Here is a 14454-nt window from a genome sequence, read left to right as displayed (position 1 = left end):
TGAACTGCGCCCTGCTCTGCTGCGGTTTAGAAGCGCAACTCCCCCCCGAAGATATAAGTCCGCCCACGGGCGGTGTTGGTCGGCGTGAAATCTTGTGACTGCGACGGCAGCGAATTCATCTTGTTCAGCGCGTCCGAGTAGTCCTTGTCCATCAGGTTTTGCACGCTGAGCTTCAGCAGCAGATTGCGATTCACCTGATAGGTGCCGTACAGATCGATAATGGTCGGAATATGCGGCGCCGGCTCCTTCATCAACTGTTCGTTTTCATCGAGAGTGGAATCAGGCGACAGGCGCACCGACTTGCCGGTGTATTTCACCACCCCGCCCAGCGTCAACGTCTCGTCCAGCAGGCGCACTCCGCTGTCCAGCGTGAAGTAAAACTCCGGCAGTTCGCTGATATCGCCCGCGCCGAAAACGTTGCTGGCCTGGTTGGTCGGCTGGGAGGTATGCTCCTTGCTTAACGACAGCTTGGTGAAGGCGAAACCGGCGTCGTACAGCGCTTCGAGCTCCACCCCGCGCATTTTGACCGGTTCTGGGGCGTTGCTGTACATGGTCATGCTGACGTTGACGTCCGCGTTATCCCACTCTTCCTGCGTCGCCTGCGAACGGTTACACTTCTGGCGGTTTTTACACACCAGGTAGGTTTGGCTGGATATGTAGTTTTTGATCCTGGTTTCGAAATAGACCGCTTTCAGTTGGAAGCTGTCCTGCTTGAACAACAGATCGTGGGCATTGGCGTTGAAACCGCCCTGCCAGGTCTCCGCTTTTTCGCCCTTCAGGAACGGGTTCATCGACTGGCCGCCGCTGTTGGCGAAGAACACCTCCTGGATATTCGGCCCGCGCATCGACTTGCTGTAGCTGACGAACGGCTGCAGCCACGGCGTCACCTGCGCCGACAGCATGACCGACGGATTGAAACCCTGTTCATTGCGAGTGATATTGCTGGCGCCCTGCGGGAAGCACTCTACGCGTTCGTCACAGGCCGGCTTATAGCCGGAGAGGCGATAGGCGGTGTAGTTCAGATCGAAATTCCCCTGCCAGATGCCGTAGTTGGCCTGCAACCCACTGTACAGGCTGGAGATATCTTGTTTGCCGGCAATGCCCACCGGCATGCTTTCCGCCTGATTGTCATCCGTCACCAAACCGGAGGCCTTTTTCTTATACTCGTTGCGCACCAGCTTGCCGCCGTAGCTGAAGGCGAAATCGACATCCTGCAGGCTGAAACGGCTGGTGTTGTTGATATCCAGCGCATCGGAGATGTTTTTCGCCGTGCTGTCGCTGAATCCCGCCATGTTGTCGGACATAAATTGCTGTTTGCCGCGGCTGGTGCTGGCGGTCAGGTTGAAATCGATCAGTTCCGAGAACGGCGCGTAGTGGTATTTAAGGTAGAAATCGTCGCTGTCGATGTGGCGGCGGGTGATTTTATTCTGGTAGCTGCGCGCCGACAGTTCGATGCTGTTGAAGGCATCCGGCTTGATGTCCACCTTGAACAGCTGGGATTTCGGGTTCTGACGATAGGTTTTATCGACGTTGAACACCTCGCTGTCGAAACCGGCGCCGTTTTTGTAGTTGGAGGTGATGGAGCTGCCGCTGATGGCCGCCATCGCCCCCAGGCTGCCGCCGTCGGCAAAGGCGGCGGTTTTGGCGCCCACGGCGATCATGCCGCTGCGGCCGATGCCGTTATTGCCCACCGAGAATTTGGTGCGCACGCCGAACGGGTTATCGGAAAATACTACGTCGTCCACGCCGATAGTGCGGAAGTTGGCGCTGCCCGCCAGGGCGTTCACCCCAGCGGAGCCGGTGGCATTGCCGCGCGCCACGTCGACGCCGACGATAAAGTTAGGATCGATCAGCGCCCCGAACTGGCTGGTGGGCAATCCCCCGTGCGCTGCGTCGCTCGGCGAGTTGCCGTAGTAGTTTTGCGTGATGCCGTCGACCATGGTGTTGACCCGGCCAAAGCCGCTCAGGCCGCGGATATTGACGCTGACCGATCCCTGGCCGGGATCGATCTGGGTATAGGTGCCCGGCATGCTGCGCAGAATGCTGTCCACCGACTCCAGATTCTTGTTTTCGTCGCGCGAGCTGAACGCACCTGGCCTCGCCAACGCGTCTTTTTCGCTGCTGTTGCCGCTGTCGGCGGCCGAGACGTTGAGCGGGCTGAACGCCACGCTGCCTTTATTATTTTCCGCCTGTTCCTGCGCGGCCGCAGCCGGCCCGTACAGCGCCAGTCCCGCGCCGATCAGGCTCGCTATCATTTTGATTTTCATATATCCCCAGAAATAGCCAATAAGGTTTGATGGCCGACAATGCCCAGCAAAAAGCCCGCCGAAAGCGCGGTAAAAGATTGTTATTGTTTTATTGCGCCGCAGCGTGCCGCGGCGCTGAAGGTTATTTCTGCGCCTGCCGGTCCGCCGCCAGAATAAAGGCGTACTCCAGCGCGCCGTTTTCCAGCCGCGCCAGGCGGCCCGATTTGCCGCCGTGGCCGGCGGTCATGTCGGTGGAGAGCAGCAGCAGCGAATCGCCCTGCTTGAAGCGCCGCAGCTTCGCCACCCATTTGGCCGGCTCCCAATACTGCACCTGCGAGTCGTACAAGCCGCTGGTAACCAGCAGGTTCGGGTAACGCTGCTTGCGCACGTTGTCGTACGGGCTGTAGGACTTCATCAGCGCATAGGCGGCCGGCTGGTGCGGGTTGCCCCACTCCTCGTACTCCCCAGTGGTGAGCGGAATGCTGTCGTCCAGCATGGTGGTCACCACGTCGACGAACGGCACCTGCGCCACCACCGCGTTGTACAGCTGCGGCGCCTGATTGATCACCGCCCCCATCAGCAAGCCGCCGGCGCTGCCGCCCATGGCGTAGATGCGCCCTGGTTGGCCGTAGCCGTCTTTGATCAGCGCCTGGGTGGCGTCGATGAAATCGTTGAAACTGTTCGGTTTGTGCGTCAGCTTGCCCTGTTTGTACCAGCTCTGCCCCAGCTCCCCGCCGCCGCGCACGTGGATCAGCGCATAGACGAAGCCGCGATCCAGCAGGCTGATGCGGTTGGCGCTGAACGCTGGATCCATGCTCATGCCGTAAGCGCCGTAGCCGTACACCAGCAGCGGGTTATGCCCGTTTTTGAACAGCGATGTGCGGTACACCAGCGAGACCGGCACCTTCACGCCGTCGCGCGCCGTTACCCAGATGCGCTCGCTGTGATACAGGCTCGGATCGACGCCTTTCACCTCTTGCTGCTTCAGCAGGGTGCGCTCGCCCTTGTTCAGATCCCACTCATAGGTGCGGGTCGGCGTGGTCATCGCCGAATAGCCGTAGCGCAACCGATCGCTGTCCGGCTCGGGGTTATAGCCCAGCCAGGCCATGTAGCTGGCGTCGTCGAACGGGATGGCGCGCTCGGTTTTGCCGTCCCAGCTGATTTGCCGCAGCTGCACCAGCCCGTTGGCGCGCTCCTGCACCACCAGCCAGTCGCGGAACAGGCTGAAGCTCTCCACCTCGTGCTGCGCCTGCGGCGCGATCAGCGTCTGCCAGGGTTTGCCCGCCGCCGCCGTGCGGTACAGGCCGAAGTTCGGATCCTGATGGTTGGAACGCAGATAGAACTCGCCGCGGTAGTGATCGAGATAATACTCGCGGCCGTTCTGCCGGGCGGCGAACAGCTGCGGCTCGCGCTGCGGCTGATTGGCGTCGATCAGGCGCACCTCGGAGGTGGTGTTACCGCTGATGGTCAGAATCAGGTAATCGCGCGAGGACGAGCGGCCGAGGCTGAGGTAGAACGCCGGGTCGTTTTCCTGGTACACCAGCTTATCTTCCGCCGTCGGCGTACCGTACTGATGGCGGTAGACCTGGTATGGCAACAACGTTTGCGGGTGGTTGCGCACGTAGAACAGGGTTTGGTTGTCGTTGGCCCACACCATGTTGCCGGAGGTGTTTTCCAGCGTTTCCGGCGACCAGCGTTCGCTGCCTATCTCGCGCAGGGAGATGCGGTATTGGCGGCGGCCCTGCAGATCTTCGGCCACCGCTAGCCGGCGGTTGTCCTGGCTGACGTCCATCGCCCCCAGGCGATAGTAGGCATGGCCGGCCGCGCGCTGATTGGCGTCCAGCAAGGTTTGCCACGGCGCGTCGGCGGTGAGCGCCTGGCGCTGATACCGCGCGAAATCTTTACCGGCGGCGTAGCTTTCCTGATAGCGATAGCCGTTGAGCTGATACGGCACCGAACGATCGTCAGGGTTCATGCGACCCAGCATCTCCTGATACAGCGTGGCGCGCAGCTTCTGGTACGGCGCCATCATCTGCTCGGTGTAGCGGTTCTCCGCCTTCAGGTAGTCCAGCACCTTCTGCTCTTTTCGGCTGTCGTCGCGCAGCCAGTAGTAATCGTCGGTGCGCGTCTCGCCGTGCGCCGTCAGCGCTTTCGGCGCGCGTTCCGCCAACGGCGGCTGCGGTTGCGCCAGCGCGGCGCCGGCGACGCCTAAAGAAAGCCAGAGCGCGGCCGCGATGCGACGGCGCGGGGTGGATAACAGCGGATTCATAATCCCTCACGAAGTTTGAAAAGGCGCACGACGGCGATGCGGCGCCTGCGGGCATTAACGGCGGGCATTCAGCTCCGCCAGATTGAAATCGATCGGCATCGTCACCCTGACGGCCCCCTGCTGCAGCATCTCCGGCGGCGGCGGCGGCAACGGCTGAGCGCGCGACACCACCGCTACCGCTTCCCGATCCAGCGACGCAGTGCCGGAGCGCACCAGCAGCGTAACGTTCGAGACCCGCCCCTGCGCGTCGACGCTGAAACTGACCTGCGGCATGCCGCTGCGCCGGCGGCTGCGGGCATCCAAAGGGTAATCCTTGATGCGGTTCAGTTTGCCTTTCACCAGGCTCTCCCACGACAGTTTTGCCTGCGCGTTGCTGTTGGCGTCGCTGTTGATCGGTGCGGCGGTCTGGTGAGAGAGCGTCTGCGCCTGCGGCGCGGCGGCGCTGGACGCGGCGGCGTTGCGCGTCTCTTTGGCCTGTTCCTGCGGCTTAGGCTGCGGCTGCGTTTTTTGCGGGGGGCGGCGTTCGGCGCGCTTCTTCTGCGCCGTCACGATTTTCGCTTTCTCGGCGCGCGCCAGCTTGGGCAGATCCGGCTGTTGCTGCTGCTCCGCCGGCTGCGCCGCAGCGGATTCCGCCTGCTGCACGCCCAGCGGCAGCGGCTTGCTTTCCGGCGCTTCAATCTGCGCCGCCCAGCTCATCATCACCGCCGGCGGTGGCAACACCACCGGCTCCAGCGCCGTCTGCGGCCAGTAAAACAGCAGCACCAACGCCGCGTGCGCCGCCAGAGCGAGCAGCAGGCCGCGCGTCCAGCGCGGCTGCGGCAGTTCAAAGGCCGGGAGGGAGTATGACTGACTTAACATAGGGGCATTAGCTTGCTTAATTGCGAATGATTGCAGATCACATTTACTAATGATAATCATTTGCAACTATAATTAACACCCCTTTTCACTCTCTTAACGTATTCATTTCACTGATGGTGTGATCCACAGGTAGTCTGCGGTGTTCGCATCGACCTGTACGCCCTGCTCCGCCAGCATCAGCACCGTCAGCGCCGCCGCCGGTTGCAGATCCCGCACGTGCAGCGGCACCCCCACCGATTTGGCGGCGTGATAGCCACCGGCGATCAACAGCGCGGGCGTGGGCGCCGCCAGCAGGCGCTCAGCCATGCGCCGGTCGCGCTGCTGCTGGATCGCCAGCATCGCACGCAACTGGTCGGCCTCAATCTTGCCGCCGTGCGAAGTGCGGATGGTCTCTTCCAGCGCCTTGCGCACCGCCGGCTGCGCCGATAGCTGCCCCGCCGGGAATTGCGGCTGCTGATAGAACGCAGTAATCTCGCTGCGATCCAGGTTGGCCGACCACAGCGGGTAAGGCGCGCGCATCGCCGCCATCGTCACCCCGCCATACAGCGCCCACTTCCAGCCCGGCTGCCAGGCGATCAGCTCCGCTACGCGGCCGTCGCGCACCGTCGGATCGCTCTGCAACCACTGCTTGACCTTGTCGATCTGCGCCTGTTGGTTCGGATTGATCATCTCCATCAGCACGCTGCCCTGCGGCCGCCGCTGCGGCAGTTGCTGCACCAGCCATTGCTCAATCTGATGGTGGTAAGGATTGTCATGTTTCTCACCCAGGATCACCCGCGGCTGCTGCGCCAGTCGCGTCAACAGCTGCTCCGGCGTCAGGGTCGCGCCGCTGTGCAGATCGGTGATGCTCCCCAAACTCGCGACGTCGTTGGCCGGCGCCTTCACCGGCGCCTGGCTGCAGGCGCCGAGCGCCAACGCCGCCAATAAAATCAGGTATCTCATCATGTTGCCCCATTATCGAAAATGGCGACATTATAGATAATAATTATCATTTGCATATAGATCCGGCTTAACGATTTTTTTACGCGGCGATCGCCGGCTGTGCATTGCGTTGAAAAAGCATTGCGGGTATAACCAATAGCCATTCAGATATTTAGACGTCTATACGGATAGATTATTATGCAACCATCGGCACCCGCCGCAGGACAGTTCAAACGCAGCATGAAGGCCCGGCACCTGGTGATGCTGTCGCTGGGCGGCGTGATCGGCACCGGGCTGTTTTTCAACACCGGCTACATCATCTCCACCACCGGGGCGCTCGGCACGCTGCTGGCCTACCTGATCGGCGCGCTGGTGGTGTATCCGGTGATGCTGTGCCTGGGCGAGCTGTCGGTGGCGATGCCGGAAACCGGCGCTTTTCACGTCTATGCTTCGCGCTATTTGGGGCCGGCCACCGGCTATACCGTCGCCTGGCTGTATTGGCTCACCTGGACGGTGGCGCTCGGCTCCAGCCTGACCGCCGCCGGATTCTGCATGCAGTACTGGTTCCCGCAGTCGCCAGTGTGGCTGTGGTGTTTGATCTTCTGCGTGGCCATTTTCCTGCTTAACGTGGTGACCACCCGCTTTTTCGCCGAAAGCGAATTCTGGTTTTCGCTGATCAAAGTGGTGACCATTCTGGCGTTTATCATTCTGGGCGGCGCCGCCATGTTCGGCCTGCTGCCGATGAAAGACGGTACCCCGGCGCCGTTCCTGCATAACCTGACCGCTTCCGGCTGGCTGCCGCACGGCACGCTGCCGATCCTGATGACCATGGTGGCGGTGAACTTCGCCTTCTCCGGCACGGAACTGATCGGCATCGCCGCCGGCGAAACCGAGAACCCGGAAAAAGTCGTGCCGCTGGCGATCCGCACTACGGTGATCCGCCTGATGCTGTTCTTTATCGGCACGGTCTTCGTGCTGGCGGCGTTGATCCCGATGGATCAGGCGGGGATCGTCAAAAGCCCGTTCGTGCTGGTGTTTGAACGCATCGGCGTGCCTTACGCCGCCGATATCTTCAACTTCGTGATCCTGACCGCCATCCTGTCGGCGGCCAACTCCGGCCTGTACGCCTCGGGGCGCATGCTGTGGTCGCTAGCCCACCAGCGCACCCTGCCGGCCTACTTTGCGCGCGTCAATACGCGCGGCATTCCGATCAACGCCCTGACCTTCAGCATGCTCGGCGGCGTGCTGGCGCTGCTGACCAGCGTGATCGCGCCGGACACGGTGTTTGTCGCCCTGTCGGCGATCTCCGGTTTTGCGGTGGTGGCGGTGTGGCTGAGCATCTGCGCGGCCCACTATGCTTTCCGCCGCGCCTACCTGCGCAGCGGCCAGCCGATAAGCGGCCTGAAATACCGCGCGCCCGGCTACCCATTGACGCCGCTCCTCGGCTTTGCGCTGTGCCTGCTGGCCTGCATCGGGCTGGCGTTCGATCCGGAGCAGCGCATTGCGCTCTACTGTGGGCTGCCGTTCGTCGCCCTGTGCTACCTCACCTATTTCCTGACCCGGCGCGCCGGGCAAAAAACCGCTTTGGGAGAACAACATGTCGGTTAACAACCCCGTCGCCCGCCTGCTGGCCGAACATCCTACGCTGATCCTGGACGGCGCGCTGGCCACCGAGCTGGAAGCGCGCGGCTGCGATCTGACCGATCCGCTGTGGTCGGCCAAGGTGCTGATTGAAAATCCCGAGCTTATCTATCAGGTGCATCTCGATTATTTCAACGCCGGCGCCCAATGCGCCATCACCGCCAGCTATCAGGCCACGCCGCAGGGCTTCTTGCGCCGCGACCTGGATCAGGAGCAATCGCTGGCGCTGATCGCCAAAAGCGTGCAACTGGCGCAGCGGGCGCGCCGCGATTATCTGGCCGCGCACCCGCAGGCGGCACCGCTGCTGATCGCCGGTTCGGTGGGCCCGTACGGCGCCTATCTGGCCGACGGCTCGGAATACCGCGGCGATTACCGGCTGGCGCAGGATGACATGATGGCCTTCCACCGCCCGCGCATCGCCGCCCTGGCGGCCGCCGGCGTCGATCTGCTGGCCTGCGAAACGCTGCCGTCGTTCGCCGAACTGCAGGCGCTGCTGACGCTGCTGCAGGAATTCCCGACGCTCGGCGCCTGGTTCGCCTTTACCCTGCGCGGCAGTCAACATCTCAGCGACGGTACGCCGCTGACGGAGGTCCTGTCCGCGCTGCGCGGCAACCCGCAGGTGTTGGCCATCGGCATCAACTGCATCGCGCTGGACAAGGTCGCCCCGGCGCTGCGTCAACTGAACGCGCTGGCCGACAAGCCGCTGCTGGTTTACCCGAACTCCGGCGAGCACTACGATGCGGTGAGCAAAACCTGGCACGCCTGCGGCGGCGAGCACGGCAGCCTGGCCGATCAGGCGACGGAGTGGCGCGCGCTCGGCGCACAATTGATCGGCGGCTGTTGCCGCACCACCCCGCAGGATATCCGCGCCATCGCTGCACGCTGCAAGGCATAAAAAAAGCCCCCGGCGCCAGCGGTGCAGGGGGCCAGTCACTCAACCCGGGCTTACAGCGGCTGGGTCTGGGCTTCCACCACCGCCAGCGCCACCATGTTGACGATGCGGCGCACCGAGGCGATCGGCGTCAGGATGTGCACCGGCTTGGCGACCCCCATCAGCACCGGCCCGACGGTCACCCCTTCCGAGCAAGAGACGCGCAGCAGGTTGTAGCTGATGCGCGCCGCTTCCATGTTCGGCATGATCAGCAGGTTGGCCGAGCCTTTCAGCGGGCTGTCCGGCATCAGATCGTGACGGATGCTTTCCACCAGCGCGGCGTCACCGTGCATTTCGCCGTCGATCTCCAGCTCTGGCGCCAGCTCGTTCACCAGCTCCAGCGTTTTGCGCATCTTGCGCGCCGCCGGGCAGTCGGAAGAGCCGAAGCTGGAGTGAGACAGCAGCGCCACCTTCGGCTCGATACCGAAGCGGCGCACGGTTTCCGCCGCCATCAGGGTGATCTCCGCCAGCTGTTCCGGGGTCGGATCGTCGTTGACGTAGGTGTCGGCGATAAAGGTGTTGCCGCTCGGCAGCAGCAGCGCGTTCATCGCGCCGGCGACGTGCGCGCCTTCACGGAAGCCGAACACGTTCTTCACCACGTCGTAATGCTCGTGGTAGCTGCCGATGGTGCCGCAGATCATCGCGTCCGCTTCGCCGCGGTGCAGCATGATGGCGGCGATCAGCGTCGGGTTGCCGATCACCGCGCGGCGCGCCTGCTCTTGCGAGACGCCGCGGCGTTTCATGATCTGGTAGTACTCGCCCCAGTATTCGTTAAAGCGCGGATCCGACTCGTTGTTTACCACTTCGAAATCCTTGCCCGGCGTCAGCTGCAGACCCAGCTTTTTCAGGCGCATCTCGATCACGCTCGGGCGGCCGACCAGGATCGGGAAGGCCAGCCCCTGCGACACCAGTTCCTGCGTGGCGTGCAGCACGCGCTCTTCCTCGCCTTCCGCCAGCACCACCCGCTTCACCTCTTTGCGCGCCTGCGAGAAGATCGGCTTCATGAACAGGTTGGTTTTGTAGACGAACTCCGCCAGCTTCTCGACGTAAGCGTCGAAGTCTTCGATCGGGCGCGTCGCCACGCCGGAGTCCATCGCCGCCTTGGCTACCGCCGGCGCGATCTTGACGATCAGGCGCGGATCGAACGGTTTCGGGATGATGTATTCCGGCCCGAAGGAGAGATCCTGATCGTCATAGGCGGAAGCCACCACGTCGCTCTGCTCCGCCAGCGCCAGATCGGCGATGGCGTGCACGCAGGCCAGCTTCATCTCTTCGTTGATGGTGGTCGCGCCCACGTCCAGCGCGCCGCGGAAGATGAACGGGAAGCACAGGACGTTGTTCACCTGGTTCGGGTAATCGGAACGGCCGGTACAGATGATGGCGTCCGGGCGCACCGCTTTGGCCAGCGGCGGCAGAATTTCCGGTTCCGGGTTGGCCAGCGCCATGATCAGCGGATCGCGCGCCATGGTTTTCACCATATCCTGCGTCAAGACGCCCGGGCCGGAGCAGCCGAGGAAGATGTCGGCGTTCGGGATGGCGTCGCCCAGCGTGCGCTGGCCGTTATCCTCGATGGCGTAGGCGGCTTTGGTCTGCTCCATGTTGGCGTCACGGCCTTTATAGATGACGCCCTTGGAGTCGCAAACGGTGATGTTCTGTTGCCGCAGCCCCAGCGCCACCAGCAGGTTCAGGCAGGCGATGGAGGCCGCGCCGGCGCCGGACACCACCAGGCGTACGTCGGAGATATTCTTCTTCACCACGCGCAGGCCGTTGAGCACCGCCGCAGTGGTAATGATCGCCGTGCCGTGCTGGTCGTCGTGGAACACCGGGATCTTCATGCGTTCGCGCAGTTTCTGTTCGATGTAGAAACACTCCGGCGCCTTGATGTCTTCCAGGTTGATGCCGCCGAAGGTCGGTTCCAGCGCGGCGATAATGTCGATCAATTTGTCAGGGTTATGCTCATCCACTTCGATATCAAACACATCGATACCGGAAAACTTCTTGAACAAAACGCCCTTGCCTTCCATCACCGGCTTACCGGCCAACGCGCCGATATTGCCCAGACCCAGTACCGCCGTGCCGTTGGAAATCACCGCCACCAGGTTGCCGCGCGCGGTGTATTTGTAGGCCGCCAGCGGATCTTCGGCGATCTCGAGGCAAGGCGCGGCGACGCCCGGCGAATAGGCCAACGCCAGATCGCGCTGGGTCGCCAACGGTTTGGTGGGGGAAACCTGGATCTTCCCTGGGACAGGAAACTGATGGAAATCAAGGGCACTCTGTTTGAGCTGTTCGTCCATTATGGATTCCTTTGTTTTTTGCTTTTATGTTGAGGTAAGGCTTTGAGGCTGCGCCCTGCCGTGGGCCGTGGCGCCCAAGTACAATGACAGGGCGCAGCCTTGAAGTATAGTGAGAGAAACATCACAAACTTTGAAGCGCGCCATAACCTTGGCCGAAAGACCGTTTTAAAAGTAAAAAAAGGATCGCGAGACGAGTCGAAGAAGCGCCGCCGTCAGCGTGGCGGCAGCGTGGCGCGCCAGGCGTTGAGCGTCTCCACCTGGCCGGCGCAAATGTGTAACGAGGTTTGTAACGCCAGGGTATAGCTTACCGCATCGCCCCAGGTTTCCCCTTGCAGCCGCGGTTGCTCACAGGGCGCGAACACCGATTCAGGGGGCAACAGCGGCACGGCCTGCGGCGCCGGCGGCCGGGCGCAGGAGCTCAAGCACAGCGCCAGGCAGAGGCTGAGCGGCGCAGGGATCGTTTTTAATCGCTTCACGGTATTTCCTCTGATAAGCCTCGTGTTGTTGGCGCAGCTGCCGTTCCTGCCGCTGCTGCGCCGCCATCAGCGCGCGGTTTTGCGCATCCTGGGTCTGCAGGGTGGCGATCAGCCCGGCCTGCTGCGCCAGGCTTTTCTGTAGCTCCGCCGCCTGTTGGCGCGCGGACGCCAACTGGTGCGACAGCAGCGAGCTGTAGCCGCCGAGGCTGATGGCCGCCAGCAACAGCAGCAGCAACCCGCCCTGCATCAGTTTTTGCAGCCAGCCGCTCATGCCGGATAGTCCCGGAACGCCAGCTGGAAGTGCGGGCCATCCTTGAGGGTTTTCCACTCGCCGCCCCATTCGACGTTGACCCCGCATTCACGCGCCGCGCGCCGCACCGCCACCGCAATCTGCGCGTAGTAATCCCACTCCCAGGAGACCACCCCCGCCGGCATCGCCACCACGTCCACCGCGTGGCCGGTCAGATGGCGGCTGCGCAGCGTTTGACTGCTGCCGGCGCGCACCATTTCCCGCTGGCGCGCCATGCTGCGCAGCCCCTCGCTGACGGAAAACGGCACCAGCGAATAACGCAGCGCCAGACGAATAACGCGCACCAGATCCGGGTGCACGCCGCGCAGGTTCTCTTCGCTGCGGGCGGTAAAACGAATCTCTTCGATGTCATTTAACATTTTTAAACCCCGTCTTTTTGCCGATGAATTTTTTAATTAAGGCGTTGATGTAATCTGCCCCCATAAAGCCAATCAGTACGCTGGCCAAATTCGCCCACTTTAATTCCAGGCCCATCAGCGCCAGCGCATCGCGCACCGTCCAGGCCAATAACGCGCACATCGCCGCATTCAATAAACGGCGCCGAATGCCCACGTTGCGGTAAGCGCCGTGCAATAGCGCCATGACGCCGGCCAAAATGGCGTTTAATACCGGCTGAAGATATTCACATACTCGCTGGACTATTAAGCCAACAGCGTCAGGCTCTATGCTGGACATAGCTCATCTCCTTTTTTATTTTTAATTAAATGCCAATCACGGCCGGTGGGACATCGGATAATCAGAATCTAGTTAAGGATGCTATTACAAAGCAAATGAATAAATACAGGCCCTATGGTCGAATTCATTCATGCTGAGCGCTGGCACAACGCATAAGCGCCAATGTTGACGGCAATGAATAAAATTTCATTGTTATCGTGATTTATTTCGACTTTTGTTTTCACCAAAAATAAACATTAATGGCTGCGGGAAATATGTCCCATCTTAAAAACATCCACTCTGGAGAAATACCATGTCCACACGCAAAGCCGTTATTGGGTATTATTTTATTCCGACCAACCAAATCAATAATTACACCGAGTCCGATACGTCCGTCGTACCGTTCCCGGTTTCCAACATCACGCCGGCCAAAGCCAAACAGCTGACGCACATCAACTTCTCGTTCCTGGATATCAACAGCAACCTGGAATGCGCCTGGGATCCGGCCACCAACGATGCCAAGGCGCGCGATGTGGTCAACCGCCTGACCGCGCTCAAGGCGCACAATCCCAGCCTGCGCATCATGTTCTCCATCGGCGGTTGGTACTACTCCAACGATCTGGGCGTGTCGCACGCCAACTACGTCAACGCGGTGAAAACCCCGGCCTCGCGCACCAAGTTTGCCCAATCCTGCGTGCGCATCATGAAAGATTACGGCTTCGACGGCGTGGACATCGACTGGGAGTACCCACAAGCATCAGAAGTGGACGGTTTCATCGCCGCGCTGCAAGAGATCCGCACCCTGCTGAATCAGCAAACCGTCGCCGACGGCCGCCAGGCGCTGCCGTATCAGTTGACTATCGCCGGCGCCGGCGGCGCCTTCTTCCTGTCGCGCTATTACAGCAAGCTGGCGCAGATCGTCGCGCCGCTCGATTACATCAACCTGATGACCTACGATCTGGCCGGCCCCTGGGAGAAGATCACCAACCACCAGGCGGCGCTGTTCGGCGACGCGGCCGGGCCGACCTTCTACAACGCGCTGCGCGAAGCCAATCTGGGCTGGAGCTGGGAAGAGCTGACCCGCGCCTTCCCCAGCCCGTTCAGCCTGACGGTCGACGCCGCGGTGCAGCAACACCTGATGATGGAAGGCGTGCCGAGCGCCAAGATCGTGATGGGCGTCCCCTTCTACGGCCGCGCCTTCAGGGGCGTCAGCGGCAGCAACGGCGGCCAGTACAGCAGCCACAGCACGCCGGGCGAAGATCCGTATCCGAGCACCGATTACTGGCTGGTGGGCTGCGAAGAGTGCGTGCGCGACAAGGATCCGCGCATCGCCTCCTATCGCCAGCTGGAGCAGATGCTGCAGGGCAACTACGGCTATCAGCGGTTGTGGAACGACAAGACCAAAACCCCTTACCTGTATCATGCGCAGAACGGGCTGTTCGTCACCTATGACGATGCCGAAAGCTTCAAATACAAAGCGAAGTACATCAAGCAGCAGCAGCTGGGCGGCGTGATGTTCTGGCATCTGGGGCAAGACAACCGCAACGGCGATCTGCTTGCCGCGCTGGATCGCTATTTCAACGCCGCGGACTACGACGACAGCCAGCTGGATATGGGCACCGGCCTGCGTTACACCGGCGTCGGCCCCGGCAACCTGCCGATCATGACCGCGCCGGCCTACGTGCCGGGCACCACTTACGCGCAGGGCGCGCTGGTGTCCTATCAGGGTTACGTCTGGCAGACCAAATGGGGTTACATCACCTCGGCGCCCGGCTCCGACAGCGCCTGGCTGAAGGTGGGCCGCGTAGCGTAAGCCATAAAAAAACCCCGTAGCCGAGCGCTGCGGGGTTTTCA

Annotated in this window: 12 protein-coding genes; 3 read left to right on the top strand and 9 right to left on the bottom strand. The window is 61.8% G+C overall.

What is annotated here, in order from left to right; all coding sequences use genetic code 11:
• Positions 1 to 26: 26 nt before the first annotated feature.
• The 4 genes from ABTW55_RS16100 to ABTW55_RS16085 form a co-directional block, all read right to left on the bottom strand.
• Complete coding sequence (locus tag ABTW55_RS16100) at positions 27 to 2267, bottom strand: TonB-dependent receptor domain-containing protein (protein WP_060422060.1); 2241 nt, start codon at positions 2265 to 2267, stop codon at positions 27 to 29.
• A 121-nt stretch (positions 2268 to 2388) separates the two neighbouring features.
• Complete coding sequence (locus tag ABTW55_RS16095) at positions 2389 to 4515, bottom strand: S9 family peptidase (protein WP_077791428.1); 2127 nt, start codon at positions 4513 to 4515, stop codon at positions 2389 to 2391.
• 54 nt (positions 4516 to 4569) lie between these two features.
• On the bottom strand, positions 4570 to 5373 hold the full coding sequence (locus tag ABTW55_RS16090; protein WP_060422063.1) for a TonB family protein: 804 nt from the start codon (positions 5371 to 5373) through the stop codon (positions 4570 to 4572).
• A gap of 102 nt (positions 5374 to 5475) precedes the next feature.
• Positions 5476 to 6315: a ChaN family lipoprotein gene (locus ABTW55_RS16085; RefSeq protein ID WP_060422065.1), complete on the bottom strand. Its 840-nt coding sequence runs from the start codon at positions 6313 to 6315 to the stop codon at positions 5476 to 5478.
• Between the two features lie 177 nt (positions 6316 to 6492).
• Between ABTW55_RS16085 and mmuP the strand changes: the two genes are divergently transcribed.
• Both mmuP and mmuM read left to right on the top strand, forming a co-directional pair.
• On the top strand, positions 6493 to 7902 hold the full coding sequence (gene mmuP, locus ABTW55_RS16080) for an S-methylmethionine permease (protein WP_060422068.1): 1410 nt from the start codon (positions 6493 to 6495) through the stop codon (positions 7900 to 7902).
• Positions 7892 to 8830: a homocysteine S-methyltransferase gene (mmuM, locus tag ABTW55_RS16075; RefSeq protein ID WP_060422072.1), complete on the top strand. Its 939-nt coding sequence runs from the start codon at positions 7892 to 7894 to the stop codon at positions 8828 to 8830. The genes mmuP and mmuM overlap by 11 nt, the downstream gene beginning before the upstream one ends.
• 50 nt (positions 8831 to 8880) lie before the next feature.
• Here the strand turns inward: mmuM and maeB are convergent, their stop codons facing one another.
• The 5 genes from maeB to ABTW55_RS16050 all read right to left on the bottom strand — a co-directional run bounded on the left by maeB (position 8881) and on the right by ABTW55_RS16050 (position 12621).
• Entirely contained in the window at positions 8881 to 11160 is a 2280-nt protein-coding gene (maeB, locus tag ABTW55_RS16070; RefSeq protein ID WP_033635475.1) for an NADP-dependent oxaloacetate-decarboxylating malate dehydrogenase, read from the bottom strand.
• 212 nt (positions 11161 to 11372) lie between these two features.
• Positions 11373 to 11546, bottom strand: coding sequence for a hypothetical protein (locus ABTW55_RS16065; protein ID WP_039564819.1), 174 nt, complete (start codon positions 11544 to 11546; stop codon positions 11373 to 11375).
• Positions 11527 to 11907, bottom strand: coding sequence for a DUF2570 family protein (locus tag ABTW55_RS16060; RefSeq protein WP_060422075.1), 381 nt, complete (start codon positions 11905 to 11907; stop codon positions 11527 to 11529). The genes ABTW55_RS16065 and ABTW55_RS16060 overlap by 20 nt, the downstream gene beginning before the upstream one ends.
• The gene (locus ABTW55_RS16055) at positions 11904 to 12305 is read right to left on the bottom strand and encodes a M15 family metallopeptidase (RefSeq protein ID WP_033635478.1); all 402 of its coding nucleotides are present in this window, start codon (positions 12303 to 12305) and stop codon (positions 11904 to 11906) included. The genes ABTW55_RS16060 and ABTW55_RS16055 overlap by 4 nt, the downstream gene beginning before the upstream one ends.
• Positions 12295 to 12621, bottom strand: coding sequence for a phage holin, lambda family (locus ABTW55_RS16050; RefSeq protein WP_004936551.1), 327 nt, complete (start codon positions 12619 to 12621; stop codon positions 12295 to 12297). The genes ABTW55_RS16055 and ABTW55_RS16050 overlap by 11 nt, the downstream gene beginning before the upstream one ends.
• 292 nt (positions 12622 to 12913) lie before the next feature.
• Between ABTW55_RS16050 and ABTW55_RS16045 the strand changes: the two genes are divergently transcribed.
• Positions 12914 to 14413 (top strand): glycosyl hydrolase family 18 protein, encoded by a 1500-nt coding sequence (locus ABTW55_RS16045; RefSeq protein ID WP_060422079.1) that lies wholly within the window; start codon positions 12914 to 12916, stop codon positions 14411 to 14413.
• Positions 14414 to 14454 lie beyond the last annotated feature (41 nt).

This window comes from Serratia sp. SM04, assembly GCF_040280225.1.
In the GTDB taxonomy this organism is placed as follows: domain Bacteria; phylum Pseudomonadota; class Gammaproteobacteria; order Enterobacterales; family Enterobacteriaceae; genus Serratia; species Serratia sarumanii.
Note: the sequence above shows the minus strand (reverse complement) of the source record. Positions and strands in the feature narration are given on the sequence as shown.